Source organism: Arthrobacter sp. TE12232, assembly GCF_054062615.1.
Genome location: NZ_JBSSFK010000001.1, coordinates 1,141,259 through 1,163,673 on the forward strand (window position 1 = coordinate 1,141,259; position 22,415 = coordinate 1,163,673).

At 67.5% G+C, this 22,415-nt stretch carries 19 protein-coding genes; 11 read left to right on the top strand and 8 right to left on the bottom strand.

All coding sequences use genetic code 11. The features are described from left to right. Positions 1 to 2,568, top strand: a complete 2,568-nt coding sequence (locus ACVWZ7_RS05105) for an MMPL family transporter (RefSeq protein ID WP_456507166.1) — start codon at positions 1 to 3, stop codon at positions 2,566 to 2,568. Positions 2,569 to 2,625: 57 nt separating this feature from the next. Here ACVWZ7_RS05105 and ACVWZ7_RS05110 read toward each other — a convergent pair whose 3' ends face one another. Genes ACVWZ7_RS05110 through ACVWZ7_RS05120 form a run of 3 tightly spaced genes read right to left on the bottom strand, consistent with a single transcriptional unit; the run spans position 2,626 to position 4,483 of the window. Next, positions 2,626 to 3,558 (bottom strand): hypothetical protein, encoded by a 933-nt coding sequence (locus tag ACVWZ7_RS05110; RefSeq protein WP_344364020.1) that lies wholly within the window; start codon positions 3,556 to 3,558, stop codon positions 2,626 to 2,628. 17 nt (positions 3,559 to 3,575) lie between these two features. Next, on the bottom strand, positions 3,576 to 4,319 hold the full coding sequence (locus tag ACVWZ7_RS05115) for a cytochrome b N-terminal domain-containing protein (RefSeq protein WP_456507167.1): 744 nt from the start codon (positions 4,317 to 4,319) through the stop codon (positions 3,576 to 3,578). Then, positions 4,316 to 4,483, bottom strand: a complete 168-nt coding sequence (locus ACVWZ7_RS05120; RefSeq protein WP_456507168.1) for a hypothetical protein — start codon at positions 4,481 to 4,483, stop codon at positions 4,316 to 4,318. Before ACVWZ7_RS05120 ends, ACVWZ7_RS05115 begins: the two co-directional genes overlap by 4 nt. A gap of 178 nt (positions 4,484 to 4,661) precedes the next feature. Here ACVWZ7_RS05120 and ACVWZ7_RS05125 point away from each other — a divergent pair, with 178 nt between their 5' ends. The 3 genes from ACVWZ7_RS05125 (at position 4,662) to ACVWZ7_RS05135 (ending at position 8,178) form a co-directional block, all read left to right on the top strand. Next, complete coding sequence (locus ACVWZ7_RS05125; protein ID WP_456507169.1) at positions 4,662 to 5,357, top strand: Maf family protein; 696 nt, start codon at positions 4,662 to 4,664, stop codon at positions 5,355 to 5,357. A gap of 156 nt (positions 5,358 to 5,513) precedes the next feature. Then, entirely contained in the window at positions 5,514 to 7,367 is a 1,854-nt protein-coding gene (locus ACVWZ7_RS05130) for an acetyl/propionyl/methylcrotonyl-CoA carboxylase subunit alpha (RefSeq protein WP_425547156.1), read from the top strand. A 79-nt stretch (positions 7,368 to 7,446) separates the two neighbouring features. After that, the gene (locus ACVWZ7_RS05135; RefSeq protein WP_456507170.1) at positions 7,447 to 8,178 is read left to right on the top strand and encodes a glutamine amidotransferase; all 732 of its coding nucleotides are present in this window, start codon (positions 7,447 to 7,449) and stop codon (positions 8,176 to 8,178) included. A 115-nt stretch (positions 8,179 to 8,293) separates the two neighbouring features. Here the strand turns inward: ACVWZ7_RS05135 and ACVWZ7_RS05140 are convergent, their stop codons facing one another. Continuing rightward, entirely contained in the window at positions 8,294 to 9,706 is a 1,413-nt protein-coding gene (locus tag ACVWZ7_RS05140; RefSeq protein ID WP_116766089.1) for an MFS transporter, read from the bottom strand. Between the two features lie 316 nt (positions 9,707 to 10,022). Here ACVWZ7_RS05140 and ACVWZ7_RS05145 point away from each other — a divergent pair, with 316 nt between their 5' ends. Genes ACVWZ7_RS05145 through ACVWZ7_RS05155 form a run of 3 tightly spaced genes read left to right on the top strand, consistent with a single transcriptional unit; the run spans position 10,023 to position 15,257 of the window. Continuing rightward, the gene (locus tag ACVWZ7_RS05145; RefSeq protein WP_456509066.1) at positions 10,023 to 11,414 is read left to right on the top strand and encodes an MFS transporter; all 1,392 of its coding nucleotides are present in this window, start codon (positions 10,023 to 10,025) and stop codon (positions 11,412 to 11,414) included. 1 nt (position 11,415) lies between these two features. Beyond that, entirely contained in the window at positions 11,416 to 13,701 is a 2,286-nt protein-coding gene (locus ACVWZ7_RS05150) for a molybdopterin oxidoreductase family protein (protein ID WP_456507171.1), read from the top strand. After that, complete coding sequence (locus ACVWZ7_RS05155; RefSeq protein ID WP_456507172.1) at positions 13,698 to 15,257, top strand: FAD-dependent oxidoreductase; 1,560 nt, start codon at positions 13,698 to 13,700, stop codon at positions 15,255 to 15,257. The genes ACVWZ7_RS05150 and ACVWZ7_RS05155 overlap by 4 nt, the downstream gene beginning before the upstream one ends. Positions 15,258 to 15,402: 145 nt before the next feature. Here the strand turns inward: ACVWZ7_RS05155 and ACVWZ7_RS05160 are convergent, their stop codons facing one another. Then, positions 15,403 to 15,729 (bottom strand): hypothetical protein, encoded by a 327-nt coding sequence (locus ACVWZ7_RS05160; protein WP_344364040.1) that lies wholly within the window; start codon positions 15,727 to 15,729, stop codon positions 15,403 to 15,405. A gap of 352 nt (positions 15,730 to 16,081) precedes the next feature. Between ACVWZ7_RS05160 and ACVWZ7_RS05165 the strand changes: the two genes are divergently transcribed. The 3 genes from ACVWZ7_RS05165 (at position 16,082) to ACVWZ7_RS05175 (ending at position 17,877) form a co-directional block, all read left to right on the top strand. Continuing rightward, on the top strand, positions 16,082 to 16,303 hold the full coding sequence (locus ACVWZ7_RS05165) for a hypothetical protein (RefSeq protein ID WP_116766085.1): 222 nt from the start codon (positions 16,082 to 16,084) through the stop codon (positions 16,301 to 16,303). 163 nt (positions 16,304 to 16,466) lie between these two features. Beyond that, positions 16,467 to 17,105, top strand: coding sequence for a hypothetical protein (locus ACVWZ7_RS05170; protein WP_456507173.1), 639 nt, complete (start codon positions 16,467 to 16,469; stop codon positions 17,103 to 17,105). Between the two features lie 67 nt (positions 17,106 to 17,172). After that, on the top strand, positions 17,173 to 17,877 hold the full coding sequence (locus ACVWZ7_RS05175; protein ID WP_456507174.1) for a hypothetical protein: 705 nt from the start codon (positions 17,173 to 17,175) through the stop codon (positions 17,875 to 17,877). 21 nt (positions 17,878 to 17,898) lie between these two features. Here ACVWZ7_RS05175 and ACVWZ7_RS05180 read toward each other — a convergent pair whose 3' ends face one another. Then, positions 17,899 to 18,444 (bottom strand): flavodoxin domain-containing protein, encoded by a 546-nt coding sequence (locus ACVWZ7_RS05180; protein WP_116766081.1) that lies wholly within the window; start codon positions 18,442 to 18,444, stop codon positions 17,899 to 17,901. Between the two features lie 220 nt (positions 18,445 to 18,664). On the opposite strand from ACVWZ7_RS05180, the gene ACVWZ7_RS05185 reads away from it, so the two are divergent. Beyond that, the gene (locus ACVWZ7_RS05185) at positions 18,665 to 20,122 is read left to right on the top strand and encodes a benzaldehyde dehydrogenase (RefSeq protein ID WP_456507175.1); all 1,458 of its coding nucleotides are present in this window, start codon (positions 18,665 to 18,667) and stop codon (positions 20,120 to 20,122) included. 11 nt (positions 20,123 to 20,133) lie between these two features. On the opposite strand, the gene ACVWZ7_RS05190 is transcribed toward ACVWZ7_RS05185, so the two are convergent. After that, the gene (locus ACVWZ7_RS05190) at positions 20,134 to 20,859 is read right to left on the bottom strand and encodes a hypothetical protein (protein ID WP_456507176.1); all 726 of its coding nucleotides are present in this window, start codon (positions 20,857 to 20,859) and stop codon (positions 20,134 to 20,136) included. Positions 20,860 to 20,878: 19 nt separating this feature from the next. Beyond that, positions 20,879 to 22,294, bottom strand: a complete 1,416-nt coding sequence (locus ACVWZ7_RS05195) for an NAD(P)H-quinone dehydrogenase (protein WP_456507177.1) — start codon at positions 22,292 to 22,294, stop codon at positions 20,879 to 20,881. Between the last annotated feature and the right edge of the window lie 121 nt (positions 22,295 to 22,415).

Genomic DNA, 22,415 nt, shown 5'->3' on the forward strand with positions numbered 1-22,415 from the left:
ATGGCCCTATTGCTTTACCGTCTCGGCAAGTTCTCCTACCGTCACCGCTGGCTCGTCATCTCCCTCTGGCTCGCCATCATGGTGGCCGTCGGTGGTGCGGCAGCCGCCTTCCACGGCACCCTGTCCAATAACTTCCAGATTCCCGGCACCGAAACCCAGCAGATGGCGGACAAGCTCAAGAGCGAGCTTCCCTCGTCCTCCGGCGGCTCCGCGAGCGTCGTGTTCGAAGCCAACGATGCCCAGTTCAGCCAGGCCGGAAAGGATGCGGTCACGGCTGCGCTGGCAAAGCTGAAGACGCTACCCGATGTCCAGGGCACAGTTGACCCGTTTGCCACCCAGGCGCAACTGGACAAGGCCGCCGCCGACCTCGCCGCGGGCAAGGAGCAGTCCGCTGCCGGCAAAGCCCGGCTGGACCAGGCCGCGGCCGAGTTGGCCGCAGGAAAGGCCAAGCTGGACGCTGCCGAGCAGCAGATGACGGCGGCCGGCATGCCGGCCGCCGTCATCGAGGCGCAGCTCGGCCAGCAGAAGGCGGCCCTCGCCGAAGGTCAGGCAAAGCTCGACGCCGGCACCAAGGAACTGGAAGCCGGCCAGGCAAAGCTGGCCCTGGGCACACGTCAGCTGGAGGCATCGAAGGGCCTGCGCTTCGTCTCCGAGGACGGCAAGGCCGCGATCGCGCAGATCCAGTTCAAGACTTCCATCAACGGCCTCAAGCCTGAGGTCCGGCAGGAAGTCCAGAACATCGTCAAGGAGGTTTCCGCCGCCAATGTGACCGCCCTGCCCAGCAAGGAGATCAGCGAGGACATTTCCGAGATCTTCGGCACCGCCGAAATTCTCGGCATCGCGGTGGCAGCCCTGGTCCTGATCATCATGCTCGGAACCCTGATCGCTGCCGGACTTCCGCTGCTGATGGCCATCGTCGGCGTCGCCGTCGGTGTGGGCGGCACCTTCGCCCTCAGCGGCGCCATGGATATGAGCTCCATCTCCCCGATGCTGGCGCTGATGCTCGGCCTTGCCGTCGGGATCGACTACTCCCTGTTCATCGTCAACCGCCACCGCGGCCAGCTGCTCGGCGGTATGGACCCCGAGGAATCCGTGGCGCTGGCCACCGGCACGTCCGGCAACGCTGTGCTCTTCGCTGGCCTTACTGTCATCATCGCCCTCGCAGCCCTCGTGGTCCCCGGCCTTCCGTTCCTGGCCGTCATGGGTCTCTCGGCCGCCGCGACGGTAGCCGTCGCCGTCGTCGTTGCCCTGACCCTGACGCCCGCCGTCCTCTCCCTTGTGGGCCGGAAACTGATCTCCAAGCGAGCCTGGGCCAAGGCAGAGAAGCACAACGCCGCCCCGGGCCACGAGACCGAGGACCGGGCCCGCGACGAACGCCGCAGCACCCACGGCTGGGGTGGCCTCGTCACCCGGCACCCGGTCCTGACCCTGCTGGCCGGCGTCCTGCTGTTGGGCATCGTGGCGCTGCCGGCGAGCCAACTGCGGCTTGCCCTGCCCGATGCCAGCTCCGAGCCGGTCGCCTCGCCAGCCTTCAGGGCCTATGACGTGACCAAGCGAAGCTTTGGCGAGGGCATGACGGGCCCGATCATCGTGGTGGGCGACCTCCCCGAAGGACTCAGCGAAACCGACGCCACGGCCAAGCAGTTCGACGTCGCGGACATCCTGCGCAAGACCGAGAACGTCACCGCCGCCGTGCCCCTGGCCCTGAGCGAGGACCGCCGCACCGCCGTATTCCAGGTCATCCCGAACGAGGGTCCGGCCAGCGCGAGCACGGTCCAGGTGGTCTCCGAACTCCGGGCCGAAAAGGCCCAGATCAAGGACTCCACCGGGGTCAGCATCGGGCTCACCGGGCAGACCGCCGGCAACGTCGACGTGTCCACCAAGCTCGGTGACGCGCTGCCGCCGTACCTGGCAATCGTGGTGGGCCTCTCGCTGATCCTCCTGCTGCTCGTGTTCCGCTCTATCTGGGTGCCGCTGCTGGCCACCGGCGGTTTCCTGCTCTCGCTCGCCGCCGCGTTCGGTGCCGTCGTCGCCGTCTACCAGTGGGGCTGGCTGGGGGGCGTATTCGGCGTCGAGAATCCGGGTGCCGTGCTGAGCTTCCTACCGATCATCCTGATCGGCGTGCTGTTCGGCCTGGCCATGGACTATCAGGTTTTCATTACCTCGGGCATGCGCGAGTCGTTCATGCATGGTGAATCGGCCAAGCACGCGGTCCGCACCGGCTTTAGCCATGCCGCGTCCGTGGTCACCGCCGCCGCCATCATCATGGTCAGCGTGTTCTCCGGCTTCATCTTCTCGCACCTGAACATGGTCCGGCCGTTGGGCTTCGCCATGGCTTTCGGCGTGCTGGTGGACGCGTTCGTGGTCCGCATGACGATTGTCCCCGCCGTGATGTACCTGCTCGGCGAGAAGGCCTGGTGGCTTCCCCGCTGGCTGGACCGGATCCTGCCGGACGTCGACGTCGAGGGCGCCAAGCTCCACCAGCCGGCACACGCCGCGTCGGCCTCCACTGAGGCCGAGCCCGAAGCCGAGCCCGAAGCCGAGTCTGAAGAGGTCGCAGCACGCTGACGTTCGCCAGCGCGGTACGACGGTAATGCGCCGCCCGCTAGAGCAACGCGGGGTCACTCAGCGATTGCGGTAGTAGTCCTTCCAGACCAAGCGGTGAAGGGGGATCCAACGCGGCAGCGACCTCAGACCGGGGATGAACGGCAGCAGGGTCAGCAATGCCGTGAGCACGAACATTGTGACGACAACCAGCGCATCGGCATTCGGGGCGGACTTGAACGGTTCCACCTGGTAAAGGAGCGAGAAGAGCCACAACCAGGACTGCCCCGGCGTATCGCCGGTTTCGTTCATCACGCCCCACTGATCCCCGGAGAGGTGTTGGCTTGCTGCGAGACCCGGGAAGTAGCTGCCGTCCCCCAGGAACAGGAGGCTGCGCGTGTAGTCCGTGTTGTAGAAGTTTCCGCCGTTCTGCAGCACGCCGTCCAAATTGCCTTGACGCGCCATGTCGAGCAACGCGCCGGTCAGCGCGGGGACCGGGCCGTAATCGCCGTCGGCTACCTTGGCGGGGTCGTTATCGGGCGCGGCGGCGAGGGCGTCGGAATAGGCGGCTGCCCAGCCTGAGCGCTGCTGATCCGTGGCCGCCATCCAACGTGCCAGGTCTGCCGGCGGAGACGGCAGCGTCGCCAGCGGGACGATCACGAAGTCATTGGCGGTGTCTACGGGAAGGCGGACGCCGGAGAGACTTTGCAGGTCCACGGGGCCGATCGTCTGCGACGCACCTGGAGTCGAGTTGTAGGGCGGGCCGTACCCCGCAGAGTCGCTGGTACCGGCCAGTTCTTTTGCCGCGGTGCCAACGAAATCCGCCGGGGCGGCCGTGGCCCACGCTTTCAAGCTGACGCTGGGCTCATCAGGGGACCCGAAGAGGGCGGATACGCCGAGTACGAGCAGCCCGACCACCACAACACCGATGATCAGTTCCTTGATGAGGTCATATTCGCGGACGCTGCCCGTCCAGGGCCGGCTGGCAACGTCGTCCGTCTTCCGCCAAGACATGCCGTTGGTTTTCCTGGTCATCGCACTGCGCCCCCGGATTCCGCGGTCTCCGGTGGTGCGGTGGGCTCCGGAGGTTCCGCGGGCTCGGGGCGGTTGTGAAGCAGCTGGGCGTCGGACTCCGCGGCCTCAAGCGGAGGGACAACGCCGTGGACCCGTACCAGCAGGACATGCAGGATCACCACGGCGCCCACGGCCAGGGGCAGCAGTGTGATGTGCCAGGTGAAGAGCTGCCCGACGTTGGCGACGTTGAACCAGGCGCCTACTCCGACCGCGTTCAGCGCGTCCTTGGCTTCGAAGGCAATCCACTGGGAATCGAAGTTCGTCTGGAGCAGATATCCGGTGAAGGCCGCCACGATGGAAACGACAAAGGAGATCACGCCGGTGATCCAGGTCAGGACCCGGCCCCCGCGCCAGGCCGCCATCCAGAATTTCAGCCACAGGTGCACCACCATGAAGATGAAGAAGAGCTCCACGCTCCACAGATGGGTGCTGTTGACGAAGTGCCCCAGCGATGAAACGTGGTACCACTGGGGTCCGTTCAGTCCCAGCACGATCCCCGAAATGACGATCCACAGCAGTGAAGCGATCGCCCCCATGCCGAAGACGTACGCCCAGGATGCCACATAGCTCGGCTGGTCCTCGGGCAAGAGCTTGTCCGGAGGAAGCTTCTTAAGGAGCCACCGGCGGGCTCTGCCCGTCCAGGTGTGGGCGTCAGGTTCCTCGACCGGAGTGCCAGGCCCCGGTGTCGCCTGGGCGGTCATTTCCGCCGCTTCCCGCCGGGAAAAGGCAGGACCAGAGCCAGGACAAACAGGATGATCATCACGACGATCACTATCAGGTTTCCGGACTGGATGGTGAAGCCGTCCCAGCCAAAATATGTTCCGTCCCCAACGCTGCCAACGCTTGCCACTAGCCATCCGGTCATGGGCTGCTCGATTCTCTGTAGTGTCCCGAGGCAACCACACCATGAGCAAGTATCCGCAGCCAGAGTCTTTCGCCCCGGCCGAGGGCTAACAGACGGCGCTACCTGGCGCCCCTGGAGGCCTCCGGATGGGCCGTAAGTGACTCCGCGTTGCTGAGCCGCTGTGGATTAGGCTGGATCCGTGACCCGCCTCATTCTTGCCTCCCAGTCCCCCGCCCGCACCAAGCTGCTCAGCCACGCCGGGATCCGGCACGAGGTCCTTGTCTCCGACGTGGACGAGGACGCCGTCCAGGCCCGCTACGGCGTGACGGACCCGCATGACACCGCCCTCCTGCTCGCCCGGGCCAAGGCCGAGGCCGTCGCCTCGCTGCCGGAGGCCGACGGCGCCCTCGTCATCGGCTGCGATTCGGTCTTCGAGTTCGACGGCGAGGCCCACGGCAAGCCCTACACGGCCGACGTCGCCCGTGAGCGGATGCTCCGTATGAGCGGCAGCATGGGCGTCCTGCACACGGGGCACTGGCTCGTGGACTGCCGCGACACCGACGGCGGAAACACAGACGACGGCGGCGGGGACATCACCGCCCGGGGCTCCGGCGCCACGCTGGGCTCGGTGTCCTCGGCCGAGGTGCACTTCATGGACATGAGCGCCGATGAGATCGAGACTTATATCGCCACCGGCGAGCCGCTCCAGTGTGCCGGCTCCTTCACGATCGACGGCTACGGCGGGGCATTCATCCGGAAGGTCGACGGCGACCCCCACACCGTCGTCGGGCTTTCCATTTCCACGCTCCGGGCGCTGCTCAGCCAGGCAAATGTGGGAATCACCGAGCTCTGGACGGGCGGGGCCATTGACCCGGCGGACGTCCGTGCCGAGTGAGAGCAGAGGGACGGCCAGCGACGGCGGAATGAGCCAATTCGCCGCCCTTTGTGGCAACCCTACAAAGGAAGGGCCGTTTACGCGCGGAATCCGCAAGTAATATCGGCGGAACCCTCAAAACCGCGCTAGGCTCCCTGAAGGAAAGAAGGAGACGCCTTGTCAGCAAATTCGGAGCAGTCCGCAACCACCGTGCCGGGATCAACGCAGTCACTTGCAGCAGAGGGCAGCCGCCCGCTCAGCAAAGTGCTGATCGCCAACCGCGGAGAAATTGCGGTGCGCATCATCCGCGCCGCGCGCGATGAGGGCATCGCCTCGGTGGCCGTGTACGCGGATCCTGACCGCGACGCGCTGCACGCCCGGCTCGCCGACGAGGCTTACGCGCTGGGTGGCAACACCGCCGCTGAGTCCTACCTCGTAATGGACAAGATCATCGACGTCGCCCGCCAGTCCGGCGCGGACGCCATCCACCCGGGGTACGGCTTCCTGGCCGAAAACGCCGACTTCGCCGCCAAGGTCATCGACGCCGGCATCACGTGGATCGGGCCCTCCCCCGAGGCGATCTCCGCCCTGGGCGACAAGGTCCAGGCCCGCCACATCGCCGAGAAGGTCGGCGCCCCGCAGGTCCCCGGCACCGCCGATCCGGTCAATTCCGCCGAGGAAATCCTCGACTTCGTGGACAAGTTCGGCCTGCCCGTCGCCATCAAGGCGGCCTTCGGCGGCGGCGGACGCGGCATCAAGGTGGCCCGCACCCGCGAGGAAATCCCCGAACTCTTCGAATCCGCCGTGCGCGAGGCCACCGCCGCCTTCGGCCGCGGCGAGTGCTTCATTGAGCGCTTCCTGGACGCCCCGAGGCACGTCGAAACCCAGTGCCTCGCCGACGCCTACGGCAACGTTGTGGTCGTCTCCACCCGCGACTGCTCGCTCCAGCGCCGCAACCAGAAGCTCGTCGAGGAGGCCCCGGCCCCCTTCCTGACGGAGGAGCAGAACCGGCGCCTCTACGAATCGTCCAAAGCCATCCTGAAAGAGGCCGGCTACCTCGGCGCGGGCACGTGCGAGTTCCTCGTCGGCCAGGACGGCACCATCTCCTTCCTTGAGGTCAACACGCGCCTGCAGGTAGAGCACTGTGTCTCCGAGGAGGTCACCGGGATCGACCTCGTGCGCGAACAGTTCCGGCTGGCCCGCGGCGAGGAGCTCGGCTACGGGGACCCGGAAGTGCGCGGCCACTCGATTGAATTCCGCATCACCGGCGAGGACCCGGGCCGGAACTTCATGCCCGCCCCCGGGACCATCACGACGCTCAAGAACCCGACCGGCCCCGGCGTCCGCATCGATTCCGGCGTGGAGCAGGGCGATGTCATCAGCGGCAACTTCGACTCCATGCTCTCCAAGCTGATCGTGACCGGCGCCACCCGCACCCAGGCCCTGCAGCGGTCCCGGCGCGCGCTCGAGGAGATGGTGGTGGAAGGCATCCCCACCGTCATCCCGTTCGACCTCGCGGTGGTTTCCAACCCGGACTTCGCACCGGCCGAGGGCCCCTTCAAGGTCCACACCCGCTGGATCGAGACCGCCTTCGTCAACGACATTCCCGCTTGGGCCCCCACCGGCACCGAGGCTGAAGCGGCCGACGCCGGCGACCGCCAGCGCGTCGTCGTCGAGGTCGGCGGCAAGCGCCTGGAAGTGGTCCTGCCCGCATCACTCGGCTCGGTCAGCACCACGGCCGGCGCCAAGCCGGCCAAGGCCAAGAAGCGCCTCCGCAGCGGCGGCGCAGCCGTGGCCGCGAGCGGCAACGCGCTGACCTCGCCCATGCAGGGCACCATCGTGAAGGTGGCAGTCGCCGAGGGCGACGCCGTCGCTGAAGGCGATCTCGTCGTCGTGCTCGAAGCGATGAAGATGGAGCAGCCGCTCACCGCGCACCGCGCCGGCATCGTCATCGGCCTCTCCGCCGCTGCCGGCGAGACGGTCTCCGCCGGCGCCATCATCGCCCTGATCGAGGACGGCGCGGCCGAGTAGCTTCGGCCCTCAGCATCCCCCGGGCGGGACGCAGGCGCGCCTCTGGCGCCCCCGCGTCCCGCCCGTGCAAACTTGGTCTGTGAAGCCATTTCTGCTCCTCGCCTCCCGCGCCGAGGACGAGGCCGCCGAGGACGAATACCGGGCCTACCTGCGCTACGGCGGACTGGAACCCGGGCAGCTGCACCGCGTCCGGATGGAAGCCGGACCGTTGCTTGAGCTGGAGCTGTCGCGCTACTCCGGAGTGATTGTGGGCGGAAGCCCGTTCACCTCCAGCGACCCTTCCGAGCACAAGACCGACACCCAGCACCGGGTGGAGCGTGAGCTCGCCGCGCTGTTGGACAGGATCGTCGCTGAGGATTTCCCGTTCCTGGGCGCCTGCTACGGGGTGGGCACGCTGGGCCGGCACCAGGGCGCCGTGATCGACCGCACCTACGGCGAAGGCCTGGGCGGCGTCACCATCAAGCTGACGGACGAGGGGCTCGCGGATCCCCTCCTGCACGGGCTGCCGGAGAGCTTCACGGCCTTCACCGGCCACAAGGAAGCCTGCACCGTCCTGCCTGCCCACGCGGTGCTCCTGGCCAGTTCGGCCGCCTGCCCGGTGCACATGTTCCGGATCAAGACCAACCTCTACGCCACCCAGTTCCATCCTGAACTCGACGCCGAGGGGCTGATCACCAGGATCGACATCTACCGCCATGCCGGATACTTCCCGCCGGAATCGGCCGAGATGCTGATGGAGGACGCCCGGCAGTTCGCGGCCACCGAACCGATGAAAATCCTCCGGAACTTCGTCGAGCGCTACGCGAGCTAGTCCCGCCGGCAGTCACCAGGTACGGACCGACGAGATAAGGAAGTGCCGGACGCGTAAATGCCCGGCGTGTTCAGCGAACACGCCGGGCATTTCCGTCAGCGGCAGGCCTGGAACGTCAGGCTACGTTGTTCTCGTAGTCGAGGTCCCGGGTTTCCTTGCTCACGAACAGGGCGATCAGTGTCAGCACGGCCATGGAGGCGAGGTAGACGCCCACCAGCACGGTGCTGCCGCCCGCCAGTTCCCAGAGCCAGACGGCGATGAACGGAGCCACGGCCGCGCCAAGGATGCTGGAGACGTTGTAGCTGATCGCGGAGCCGGTGTAGCGGACGTTGGTCGGGAACAACTCCGGCAGGAGCGCGCCCATGGGGCCGAACGTCAGGCCCATAAGCGAGAAGCCGATGACCAGCAGTGCCATGGCGCCCACGAAGCCGGCGCTGAACAGCGGAACGAACAGCAGGCCGAAGGCGAGGATGCCGAAGGTCACGGCGATCAGCATCTTGCGGCGGCCGAATTTCTCGGCCAGCGGGCCGGAGACCAGCGTGAAGATGCCGAAGAACACGACACCGGCGATGAGCATCCAGAGGAAGTCGTTCCGGGTGTAGCCCAGACCCGGAACGAATGCCGCGGCGGCGGCATCGGTCATCGGCTTGCCGGCCTTTACGGCGGCGGCCTTCGCCGCGTCCAGGCTGGCCGCCCGGGTCCCGTAGGTCAGCGTGAATGTGGTCATCAGGTAGAAGAGCACATAGGTTGCGAGCATGATGAACGTGCCGAGGATCAGCGGGCGCCAGCTGGTCTTGAAGACCCGTGCCAGCGGCAGCTTGGCGACCTCTTTGGATTCGAGGACCTTGGTGAAGGCGGGGGTTTCGATCAGCTTGAGCCGGACGTAGAGGCCGATGATCACCATCACGGCGCTGGCCAGGAACGGCACGCGCCAGCCCCACGCCTCGAATGCCGCCGGGGTCAGGGTGTAGCTGAAGATCAGGAAGAGCACATTGGCGATGATGAAGCCGATGGGCGCACCCAACTGCGGGAACGTGCCGTAGATGGCACGCTTGTTTGCCGGGGCGTTCTCGGTGGCGAGCAGCGCCGCGCCGCTCCACTCCCCGCCAAGGGCAAGGCCCTGGGCGAAGCGCAACACGACGAGCAGGGCCGGGGCCCAGAAGGTCCAGCCGGGAACGGTCGCCGTCGGGAGGCAGCCGATCAGGAAGGTGGCAATGCCCATCGTCAGCAGCGAGGCCACGAGCGTGCCCTTGCGGCCGAACTTGTCACCGAAGTGGCCGAAGACGATCGAGCCGAGCGGCCGGGCGATGAACGCGACGCCGAACACGGCGAAGGATGCCAGGAGCTGCGTGGTCTCGTTCTGCCCCGGGAAGAAGAGCTTCGGGAAGACCAGCACGGCGGCGGTGGCGTACACGTAGAAGTCGTAGAACTCGACGGTGGTGCCGATCAGGCTGGCGACGATCACGCGGCCGCGCGAGTTCACCTGCTTGGCAGACCCATGCTCCGCGGAGGTTGCAGTGGAGGACATGTAGTAACGCTTTCATGATGACCGGACGGATGTTCCCCAGGGCCCGATGCCCCGGGCCGCCGGCTAGGGATTCGTATATGTCTGATAATAGTTCCCATCGTCCACCCAATGGACAAACGTTCCACTATTTGGACATTTTGGTTCGTCTCACGTGGTGGTCGTCACAGCGATTCTCACACCGTCACATAAGCCCCGATAGGCAAACGTCACAGCACGTTAATAAACCGCGACCGTCCCTGAAACGCGGCGTACCTACCGTTGAAGGACAACACCCCCCAAGGAGGTCTCCTAAGTGACTGCTGAACGCACCGCCGAAATCGGCACCGCAGATGCCGGCGCCGCCCGCACTGCCGACACCCTTACCCTCGAGCACCGGCCCGGCCGCTGGATCGCCAACTGGGATGCGGAAAACAAGGAACAGTGGGAATCGGCCGGCCGCTGGATCGCCCGTCGCAACCTGAACTGGTCCATCTTCGCCGAGTTCCTGGGATTCGTGGTCTGGCAGCTGTGGTCGATCGTGGTGGTCCAGCTTCCCGCCGCAGGCTTCAAGTTCTCCACCAACGAGATCTTCTGGCTGATCTCCATGCCAAGCCTCGTGGGCGCCACGCTGCGGATCCCCTACACCTTCATGGTGCCGCGCTTCGGCGGCCGCAACTGGACCATCGTCTCCGCACTGTTGCTGCTGATCCCGACGATCGGACTGGGCCTGTGCGTCGCCAACCCGGCCACCCCGTTCGGCGTCATGCTCTTCGTGGCGGCCCTGGCCGGATTCGGCGGCGGCAACTTCGCCAGCTCGATGGCGAACATCACCTTCTTCTACCCGGCCCGGGAAAAGGGGTGGGCCCTGGGCCTGAACGCCGCCGGAGGAAACCTCGGCGCCGCCGTCGCACAGCTGGCCGTGCCGATCGCTATCACCCTGCTGGCAGCCGGCACCGTGAACCTGCCCGTCGCCGGGTTCATGTGGGTTCCTCTGATCCTGCTGGCCGCCTTCGGCGCCTGGAAGTACATGAACAACCTCACCAGCGCCAAGGGCGACGTCGCGGGTTCGCTGGCGGCGCTCAAGGAACCGCACCTGTGGATCATGGCGCTGCTGTACATCGGCACCTTCGGCTCGTTCATCGGCTTCGCCGGCGTCTTCCCCAAGCTCATCAAGGACTACTTCCCGGCATTCTCCTCGATCTCCGTCGGCACCGTGGCCCTGTCCCTGGCCTTCCTCGGCCCGCTGGTCGGTTCCCTGGCCCGCCCCTACGGCGGACGCATGGCGGACCGGATGGGCGGGGCCCGCATGACCGTCGCAGCCTTCGCCGCCATGGCCGTCATCACCCTGACCATGCTCTGGACGCTGCCCATGAAGAACTTCTGGCTCTTCCTGTTCCTGTTCCTGCTCCTGTTCACCGCGAGCGGTTTCGGGAACGGCGCCACCTACCGCATGATCCCGATCATCTTCGCTACCTCCAGCCGGGCCGCCCGCTCCGGGGCGAGCACGCACACCACCCAGCGGCTCGCGTCCTCGGCCCTCGGCCTGATCTCGGCCATCGGTGCCTACGGCGGATTCATCATCCCGCAGGTGCTCAACGCCTCCAACACCGCCAGCGGCTCCTACACCTCGGCCTTCTACGGATTCGTCGGGGCATACGTCCTGATGCTGGCCGTCTGCTGGTTCTGCTACATCCGCAACGCCAACCGAAACGCGATGGGACACGTCTAACATGACCGCCGGCGCCGACACGCACTGCCCCTACTGCGCCCTGCAGTGCGCCATGACGCTCACCTCTCCAGCGGCTCTGACCCCGGCTCCCCAGCCGGGGTCAGACCCCGTTGACGCCGCACCGGCGCCGGGACCCGCCGCCGCTGTGTCACCCGCAAACGGGCCTCTCCTCACTGTGAACGGCCGGGACTTCCCCACCAACCGCGGCGGCCTGTGCCGCAAGGGCTGGACCTCCGCGTCACTGCTGGACCACCCGGGCCGCGTCACGGAACCGTTGCTGAAGGACGACGACGGCGTCCACCGCCCGATCAGCTGGGACGAGGCGCTCATGCGGATCGTCTCCGCCGTGAAGAAGGCCCGCGCCGAACACGGAGCGGACGCCGTCGGAGTCTTCGGCGGCGGCGGCCTCACCAATGAGAAGGCCTACCAGCTCGGCAAATTCGCCCGGCTGGCCTTGGGCACCTCGCGGATCGACTACAACGGACGGTTCTGCATGTCCTCCGCGGCTGCGGCCGGCATGCGCGCCTTCGGCCTGGACCGCGGGCTGCCGTTCCCGCTCGCGGACCTCGACGCCGCCAGCACTATCCTGATGCTCGGCTCCAACGTCGCCGAGACCATGCCGCCCTTCGTCCAGCACCTGCAAGGCGCACGCGACGCCGGCGGGCTGATCGTCGTCGACCCCCGGCGCTCCGCCACCGCCGCGTTTACCTCCGACGGCGGCGGCCTGCACCTGCAGCCCCTGCCGGGCACCGACCTCGCCCTCCTCCTGGGCATCTCCCACGTGGTGATCCACGAGGGCCTGGCCGACGCCGCGTTCATCGCGGAACGGACCGCCGGCTACGACGCCGTGGTCCGCAGCGTCGGAAGCTTCTGGCCGGAACGGGTCCAGTCGATCACCGGCGTCCCGGCCGGACTGATCCGCGACACCGCCCGCCGGCTGGCCGACGGCGCCCGCAAGGGCGGCAGTTACATCCTCACCGGCCGCGGCGTCGAACAGCACGTCGACGGCACTGACACCGCCACGGCCGCCATCAACCTCTCGCTACTGCTGGGCCTGCCGGGCTCCGCGCGCAGCGGCTACGGCACGCTCACCGGCCAGGGCAACGGCCAGGGCGGCCGGGAACACGGCCAGAAGGCCGACCAGCTCCCCGGCTACCGGAAAATCACCGACCCCGCCGCCCGCGCCTACATGGCAAAGGTCTGGGGTGTGCCCGAAACCCTGATCCCCGGTCCCGGCCTCCCCGCCGTCCAGCTCCTGAAGTCCCTGGGACAGCCCGACGGCGTCCGGTGCCTCTTCGTGCACGGCGCCAACGTGGCGGTGTCCGCCCCGGACGCCAACGCCGTGATCGAGGGCCTGCGCAGCCTGGACTTCCTCGTGGTGTGCGACTTCTTCCTCTCCGAAACCGCCGCCGAGGCGGACCTGATCCTGCCCGTGACCCAGTGGGCCGAGGAAGAGGGAACCCTCACCAACCTCGAAGGCCGCGTGCTCCGCCGCCGCCGGGCCCTCACTCCCCCGCCCGGTGTCCGCAGCGAGCTGTGGATCATGACCCGGTTGGCCGAGCTCCTGCACGCACCCTCCACCTTCAGCGAGGACCCGGAGACGGTGTTCGAGGAACTCCGGCTCGCGTCCTCCGGCGGCCTGGCCGACTACTCCGGAATCGACTACGCCATGCTGGACCGCGGTGAGGCCGCCTACTGGCCGTACCCGTCGGGTGGCACCGGCACGCCGCGACTCTTCCTGGACGCCTTTGCCCATGCGGACGGGCGGGCCGTCTTTACGGCGGTGACGCCCCGGCGTCGTTCTGTTTCTCGGGGCTCCGCGTCCGCGGCCGCGGCGGAGCGCGGCAGCGCTGATCATTTGGGCAAGCCGATGACGCTGATCACCGGCCGTCTCATGGAGCACTACCAGTCAGGGGCGCAGACCCGCCGGGTGGCCGCGCTGGTCGAGGCCCGGCCGGAGGCGCGACTGCAGCTGCACCCCGCCGCGGCCGCCGCCCAGGGCATCGCAGACGGCGACTACGTCTCGATTTCCAATGAGCGCGGCGAGGTCAGCTGCCGTGCCGAGCTCAGCACGGACATCCGCCCGGAGACGGTGTTCCTGCCGTTCCACTTCCCGGAACTCGAGAGCGCCAACCGGCTCACCGAGGCGGCCACGGACCCCATTTCCGGGATGCCTGAGTTCAAGACCAGCAAAGTGTGGATTCGCCCGGCAGTGTCCGGGGACGTCCCGGCCGGTGATCACAGCGGTGTTCAAGCCCGCGTTCTTCAAGCAGAGGAGACCTCATGACTGAGCGGATTGTGGTGGTGGGCTTCGGGCCTGTCGCCGCGCGGCTGATCGACGAGCTGCTGCCTGCCGTGCGCAGCGGCATCGCGCACCTGACGGTAATCGGCGAAGAGTCCGAGGCCGCGTACAACCGGGTCCTCGTGGCGGATCTCGGCGTCGGACGGACCACGCAGGCCGCCCTGGCCCTCGCGGACCCGGCCGCGCTGGTGGCCGACGGCGTCGACGTCCGGCTGGGCGTCCGCGTCCGGCGCGTGGACCGCGCCCGCCAGCAGGTTGTCCTCACCGACGGATCCACCCCGGGCTACGACCGGCTGGTCTTCGCCACCGGTTCCCGGCCGGTCATCCCGAACCTCACCGGACTCAACCCGGACCCGGCCGCCCCGGTGCTGCCGCCGGGCGTGACGGCCCTGCGCGATCTCCGCGACGCGTCCGTGCTCCACTCGGCGGTGGCCGGCGGCAAGCGCGTGGTGGTCCTGGGCGGCGGCGTCCTGGGTCTGGAGACCGCACTGGCTGCGGCCGAGGAAGGCGCCACGGTCACCGTAGTGCACAACGGCCCGCATCCCCTGGGCCGGAACATCGACCGCGGCGGTGGCGCCGTGCTCGCGGCTTCGCTGCGGAACTGCGGCGTGCGGATGGCCGGCAACGCCCGCTCCACCGGCGTCGAGCACAACGCCCCCGACGGCGGTTTCTCCGCGCTGCTTTTGGATGACGGTTCCGCGATCGACGGCGACCTCCTGGTCCTCTCCTGCGGCGTCCGGCCGCGGACCGAACTGGCCCAAGGCTGCGGCCTCTCCACGGCCGCCGGAATCCTGGTGGACCACAAGCTCCGCGCCCACCACGAGCCCCACATCTTTGCGATCGGCGACTGCGCGGAGGTCCGTTGCCCGGACCCCGAATGCGTGGAGTGCCGGACCGCGCGCGGCCCGTCCGGGCTGGTGGGCCCGGGCTGGCGGCAGGCCGAATGGCTCGCCGAGTATCTGACCCTGCTGGCGTCCGGCGCTCCTGCCGAGGCGGAAGCATTGCCGGCGCTTGCCGCGGAGTTGCCGGGCGTGATCGTGCTCAAGGCCCGCGGCATGAACATGGCCGTGGCCGGGGATGTGTCCGCCGAACCGTGGGACGAGGAAGCCCTCACCGCGGGAGCAGTGAACGGCCGCGCCCGGCTGCAGATTGCCCAGTGGGCCGATCCGGAGCACGGCCGCTACGTGAAGATGACCACCCGCGCCGGCGTGCTTGAGGGTCTCGTGGCCGTGGGTATGCCCCGCACTTCGGCCGAGCTCGTGCAGCTGTTCGAGCGCGGCGCCGAACTCCCCGCTGACCGCTCGCTGCTGCTGCGCCTGGACGGGCCGGACCAGCTCGCCTCGCCCGGAGCCGCCGACCCTGCCCGGACGGTCTGCCGGTGCGCCGGCGTCAGCGGAACGGCCATTGCCGCCGCGGCCTCCGACGGCTGCTCCACGGTGCCCGAGGTTTCCGCGGCGACCCGTGCCGGCACGGGCTGCGGCGGCTGCCACGACGACATCAAAGGAATCATCGAGGCCCACTTTCAGGGGGCGGTTGCCTGACCGCGGGGACGACGTCACGCTTTGAACGCGCAAAAGGCTAGCATGGCGGCGAACTTTAGCCGCGCGATTTCCACCACCGGTGCCCGCGAGGCATCGCTGGACGGGACCGAGGTTCTGAAGCCCCGGAGGCCGACTCGGCAGCGTTCTACTGCGCCGTGTTGTCGAACATCTTCTGCCACTGGGCATGCTCGCGGCCGGCGTCCAGCCGGCGGCTGACAGTCCACCTGGGCAGATAGTCCGGCTCGGGCAGCTCGCGGGCAGGCTTCAGCGCGGGCACAGGCCGGGTCTGAACAGGCTTGACCACGGGCCGGGTCTGAACGGCCTTCCGGCGGTAACCCGGCGTCGGGTCGGCCACCGTCCAGTTGATCACGGCGCGCAAAAGCAGCACGAGCACCCAAAGACCGAGCCCCGCCACGATGTATTGCCAAAACAAGACCAGTAGCACGATCGCCACTAGCACGAAAATGAACATAACGACACTATTACACGGGCGACACGCCCGGAGAAAGGGGTTTTACTCCCTGATCACCCGCATGGGAGTTGTCGGCCACGGCACGGAAGCTGCGGCATTATTCAGACACACTGCAGTACCGGCGCAACGATGCGCTCGCTCTACAAGGTGGACGCGCTAAGCATCCGGCCAAGAGACGACTCTCCGCCTCAGGAGCCATTTCCGGCAATCATTCCCTACCGGCAAACAGAACTCTTGTCCGTGCGACAGCGGTACGGGCAGTGGCACTGCCGGCGGGAAGGGGCACGCTTCGTTATCCGGCGCCAGTTGGATTAAACTGGAGGCACTAAACCCCTTCGAGGACTGGTTGCCCGTGGAGACGATATTCTTCCTGGTCGTAATTCTCACCGCAGTGTGGATCCTGCTCGGCCTCTTGCTGAGACTCAAGAAGAGAACCCGCCGCAAGGGCTCCAACTACTACGTGCCCACCTTCAAAGCCAACTTCGACACATGGGAGAGTAAATGGACCATGGACCGAAAGCTGCAGGAGAGATGGGATAAGGCACTGTGGCAGCAGGAGTTTAACCGTCTCTAGAGCCGGCCGGCCTACTTGGGGCTGGCGGTCACCAATCCCCCGAAGAGGAACATCGATGCCGCCGGGTGCTGTGAAGCGTGAAACGGGCCTTTCTCCCCTTGGCACAGCCGCTGGGGCAGGAATCCAATGGACGTAAGCCCCGTTCGTCTGCAGGAGGCATCCCATGAACGTTCCGGTCATTTTGGCGCTCGGCGCGATTGTTGTGGTCGCCGTCGTGATGGGTGTTGTGTTTGCACGTGAAAAGGATCCACAGCGGCGCGCCACGGCGCTGACACGGACCGGGGCGGCCGTCATGGCCGTATTCACGGTCCTCGCGGGAATCTTCATCGGTGGCGACGCCATGCAGGATCCTGGCGGAACGGTGGGAACGCTGATAACGCTCGCCTGGGTGGCGCCGATGCTCATCCTCGCGGTCGCGGCGTGGTTCTGGCCGGCGGTGACCTCTCCCCTGCTGCTCGCCCTGTCCTCCGCCTTCATCGCGGCCTGCATCTGGCTCGCCTTCGACCCGGCGGCCCTGCGCAGCTTCCTCAGTGACAACGGACCTGTCATAGCCGTCAGCGTCGTCGCGCTGGCATTCCCAGCCGCCGTGCTCGGCCTGAAACGCACCGCGCTGGCCGGCTGGCTGCTCGTGGCCCTGGGCGTGCTGCCGCTCCTGATCACGCTCATCGCGCGGTCCGGGCCGCTGGCATCGCTCACCGCGGCCAGCGTGGTCCCCCTGATCGCGGGAATCAGCTACCTTGCCGCGGTCCGGATGGCGCACGGAAGCTCGACGTCAGAGCATCCCCGGGCAGCCGCCGCCTAGAACCCGGCAAGCCCCTGCCGCGTAACGCGAATCGGGCCAGGAACAAACGGCAGGTAGCATCGGGGGCATGAGCGCCGACGACGACGACATCACCGAAGAACTACTGGCCGACGCCGAAAAACTCACCGGGCTGAGCCTGGAACTGCTCGGACTCGATCCGCACCCGGACGACATGACGGCCGAACAGCGGCTCCAGTTCGATCCCGAAGACCTGGAGGAAATGGCCGCCGTCCCGCCGGAGGACCGTCAGAAATCCGTGCGCCAGACCCGCCTGCTGGCCGGACTCCTGTGGAATTCGTCGAGCATCCTGATTGACCAGCTGTTCCGCGATCTCGGAACGCTCGGCACCCTGGACGTTGTCACGCCGGCCGATATCGCCGGGACCTCGGTCCTGTCCTCGCTGCCGCCGCAGTTCGCGGACAGCTACGACGCGAAGTTCACCCAGAAATTCATCGTCGTCGCCGCGGATGTCACCGCATCCCTGGTCCGGGGCTGGACCGCGCCGGGCTGCCTCGCCGCGGAGCTCGCCGTCCGCTGCCTCCTCGATCAGGCCGAAATCACCGAGGACATCTACGAACTGGACCTTCCGGAGGGCTGGCGGGCCGACGTCGAGGAAGTCCTCCTGGAGGACGCGGACAGCGACGCGCTCTACCCCGACGACGACGCCGACAGCCAGGACCGTGCCGACGCCGACACCGGTAGTCTGGCGTTCGATCGGTGGTTCAGGCCCTTCGCGCCCGGCGACGCTGTTCCGCCCTACGCCCGCTCCTGAGCCCTACGCCTTAACAAGGTCCTACTTCTGACTGCCCAGCTTGGCCAGCCATGCCAGGTAGTCCTCGGTGAAGCGCTGGACGCCGTCCCATTCCGTGTAGACGTAGTCACGGGTGGTGTCCGTGTCCGGGGACCCTTTGTCGCTGGCGATCTTCTTCATCATGTGCTTCTTGATGAACCCGTAGTGGCTGTAGAGCAGCGCGCCGGCGAACAATCCGACGTGCGAGGGCCGCCAGCCCGTGTCTTCCTCGAACTTCGCCACGTAGCTCTCCGCGTTCTCCTCGTCCCCGTGGGCGGCCAGGCTCACCGAAACCAGGGCGGAGGGCAACCGTTCGAGCTCGGCGCGGTTCTTCTTGACGAAGTCCTTGACGTGCCCCTCGTGCTTGCCCATGTGAACCGAGGCCGCCACGATCACGCCGTCGTAGCCGCCCGGAAGAGTGTCGCCGGAATGTTTGAGGTCCGCCGTCTCTGCCTGGTGCCCGTGCGCCCGGATCAGTTCGGCCATGTAGTCGGCGATCTGTGCTGTCTGTCCTTCAACGGTCCCGTACGGGATATAGATCTTGGCCATGTTCCATGGTGTCCGCGCCGGGCCGCGTCGCGATACGGCCGAAGGTCCCCCGGGGCCAGGCGCACACGCACTCTTGGCGACGGGACTCCCAACTCCAGCACTCTTGACGCCCGAACCCTTGACGGCAGCGGTCCGCCGACATGAGATGGACGAAGGCACGGTCCGGTTCGGATTCGACCGGCCGGTCCAGAAGCATGACCCCACGACGAAAGGACAGGACATGTCCCTGCTCGACTCCGCCCTCTGGGAGGGCAAGATCCACCTCAACGGCTGGCGGCCCGGACGGGGCGGGGTCGGCGACGCCGTCGAACCCGCAACCGGCGAGACGCTGGGCCACTATGGCGTGGCCTCAGTGGAGGATGTCCACGAAGCCGCTGCCGTCGCCGCGACGGCGCAGAAGGACTGGGCCGCCCGCAACCCGGAGGACCGCGCCGCGGTGCTGCGCCGCGCGGGACAGCTCTGGGAGGAACACGCCGCGGAAATCGGGGACTGGATCGTCCGCGAATCGGGCGGCATCCCGCCCAAGGCCGGGCTGGAAACCCACATCGCGGCCAACGAATGCTACGACGCCTCGGCGCTGCCCTCGCTCCCGGCCGGCGACGTGCTGACCTCGAACGAGAACCGCTGGTCCTTCGCCCGACGACGCCCCGTCGGTGTCGTCTCGGTGATCGCGCCGTTCAACTTCCCGCTCATCCTCTCGATCCGCGCCGTCGCCCCGGCCCTGGCCCTCGGCAACGCCGTGCTGCTCAAGCCTGACCCGCGCACGGCGGTCTGCGGCGGCGTCACCCTGGTCCGGGTGTTCGAGGAAGCCGGCCTTCCGCCGGGCCTGCTGTCGCTGCTGCCGGGCGGTGCCGAGATCGGCGCGGCCGTCGTCGAGGCGCCCGAGGTCCGCGTCATCGCCTTCACGGGGTCGACGGCGGCAGGCCGCAAGGTGGGCGAAGCTGCCGGCCGGCTGCTCAAGCGCGCCCATCTGGAACTCGGCGGGAACAACGCGATGATCGTGCTGCCCGGCGTCGACCTTCCCAAGGCGGTCTCGGCCGCCGCGTTTGGCTCCTTCATGCACCAGGGACAGATCTGCATGGCGTCCGGCCGGCACATTGTGCACGAGGACATCTACGAGGACTACGTCAGCGCCCTTGCCGAGAAGGCCAGTCATTTGCCGGTGGGCGATCCCAAGAGCGGAACGGTGGCGCTGGGCCCGGTGATCGATGAGAAGCAGCTGCACCGCGTGGACACGATCGTCCAGGATGCGGTGCAGGGCGGCGCGCGGCTGGCCGCCGGCGGCAGCCACGACGGCCGCTTCTACCGGCCCACCGTGCTCGCGGACCTCGATCTCGCCAGTCCGGCGTGGAAGGACGAAATCTTCGGCCCCGTGGCGCCGGTGATGAAGTTCTCCACCGTGGACGAGGCAGTGGCCCTGGCCAACGACAACGAGTACGGGCTCTCCATCGGGATTCTCGGCGACGTCGGCATGGCCATGACGATCGCCGACCGTCTCGACTCCGGCAAGGTCCACATCAACGAACAGACCGTATCCGACGAGGCCAACTCGCCCTTCGGCGGGGTCAAGAACTCGGGCAACGGCTCGCGGATCGGCGGGCATCACGCCAACATGGAATCCTTCACGGAAATCCAGTGGCTGACCGTTCGGCCGGATATCGCACCGTACCCGTTCTAGAGGAGAAAGGTTCAGTGCCCCGCGGCGAGGTGCGTGGCGGGGTCGGACGGCTCGAACACTGACGAGCCGATCATGAAGATGCCTCGCTGCGGGATCCAGAAGTCCCCGAGCCTGTCCTGGACGGGCAGTGCTGAAGCCTGCCCCAGATTATGCCCCTGCAGGTGCGCTTCGCTCTCGCGGACAAACCACATCTGCCGCGGGCGCGCCCCAAAGGTCTGGCCGTTGGGCACCTTGCCCGTCAGCCCGATGTGCCCGGCCCCGAGCACCGGGCCGGCAACAGCCCCCATGGCGCGCAGGAACGTCCGGTTGCGCCACAGTTGCTCCGGGACCGACCCGGCCACCGCCGACATGAGCCGGGTGAGGGGCGTTGCAGCCAGCGTCACGTCCCAGCCCATGTCCACCTCGTCTCCGACTTCCACGCGGAAAGAGTAGTCGTCACGCCACCGGATGGAGATCCCGCCCGTCGACGCCGATCCGAGGGCGCTGCCGAAGTAGCGGGGGCATGAGGACCCGGGATTGGTGGTGCTGTGCATCGTCCAGACGCCGGCAGGATCGCGGATCCAGACCGAGTTGTAGCCCGGGCCGACGGAGGAGGCAGGAAAATGCCGCAGGGCCAGGATGTAGCCGGAGCTGAAAGGAACGCCCATCACGCCGTAGCCGGCAAACCGTTCTTGAGGGCCGGACGGCAGCCCGGGGTTCTGTTCCGCGGACTCAACAGCGGTGCGAGGACTTTGCATGGCTACGGCCTCCGTTTTGCTACATGTGAACGTGGAGCCGGCGCGCCGCTTCGGAGATGGAGCCGCTCAGCGACGGGTACACGGTGAAGGTGCTGGCGACGTCGTCGACGTGCAGTTTTTGGGTGACCGCAAGGGAGATCGCGAAGATGAGCTCCGAGGCGTTCGGGCCTACGACGACCCCACCGATCACTGTGCCGGAGCCCTTGCGGGCGAAGATCTTGACGAAGCCGTCGCGGTGGTTGCGCATCTTGGCGCGGGCGTTGCTGCGCAGGGACAGCTTGATGACGTCGGCCTGGTACTTGCCGGAGTCGATCTCAGCCTCGGAGACGCCCACGTTCGCGATCTCGGGCGAGGTGAAAATGTTGGATGCCACCTGGTGCAGCTTGAGCGGCATGACGCTGTCGCCCAGGAAGTGCGCGATCGCGATGCGTCCCTGCATGGCGGCCACGGACGCCAGCGCGAGGACGCCGGTGCAGTCACCGGCGGCATAGATGTTCGGCGCCGTGGTGCGCGAGACGCCGTCGACCTTGATGTGGCCGCTCTCGGTGAGCGCGACGCCGGCTTCCTCCAGGCCGATGCCGGCCGTGTTCGGGATGGAGCCAACGCAGACGAGGCAATGGCTGCCGGTCACCTTCGAACCGTCGCCGAGGGTGACCACGACGCCGACGTCCGTGCGTTCGACGGTCTCGGCGCGGGCGCGGGAGAGCACCTTGAGGCCGCGGCGTTCGAAGACGCCCTCAAGCACCTCGGCGGCGTCGGTGTCCGAGCCCGGCAGCACCCGGTCGCGGCTGGAAATCAGGGTGACCTTGGAGCCCAGCCCGTTGTAGGCCGAGGCAAACTCCGCCCCCGTCACACCTGAACCGACCACGATGAGTTCTTCGGGGAGTTCGTCCATGTTGTAGATCTGGGCCCAGTTCAGGATGCGCTCACCGTCCGGACGGGCGGTGGGCAGCTCGCGCGGGTGGGCTCCGACAGCGAGCAGGATGGTGTCGGCTTCCACCGTTTCGGTGCCGTCGGCGGTCAGGACCTCGATGGTGTGGTTGTCCAGCAGCCGGCCGGAACCGATCAGGATGCGGACGTTCTGGTGTTCCAGCCCGGACTGGATGTCCTCCGACTGCTTCCGGGCCAGCCGCAGCAGGCGGTCGTTGATGTGCTTGAGGTCAGCGCGCATCGTCGGGCTGCAGTCGCCGCCGTCGAGGTCGAATTTAACGCCGAGCTCGCCGGCTTCGCCGACGCGGGTCATCAGGTCCGCTGTCGCAATGAGGGTCTTGGAAGGAACGACGTCGGTCAGCACCGCGGATCCGCCGAGTCCCGCACGCTCGATGATGGTGACCTGCGCCCCCAGCGAGGCGGCGACCATGGCGGCTTCGTAGCCGCCAGGCCCTCCGCCGAGAATTGCAATACGGGGTGAGCTGAAGTCAGGATGCGTAGTCACAATCAACCATTGTCCACCATCCGAACCGGAGCCACCAAGAATCCGGGGCGCCGCGGGTGCGGCCGCCCGCTATGGCGCCCGGGCGGCGCGGGTGCTGGGCAGCGGGCCCGGCACGCGATAG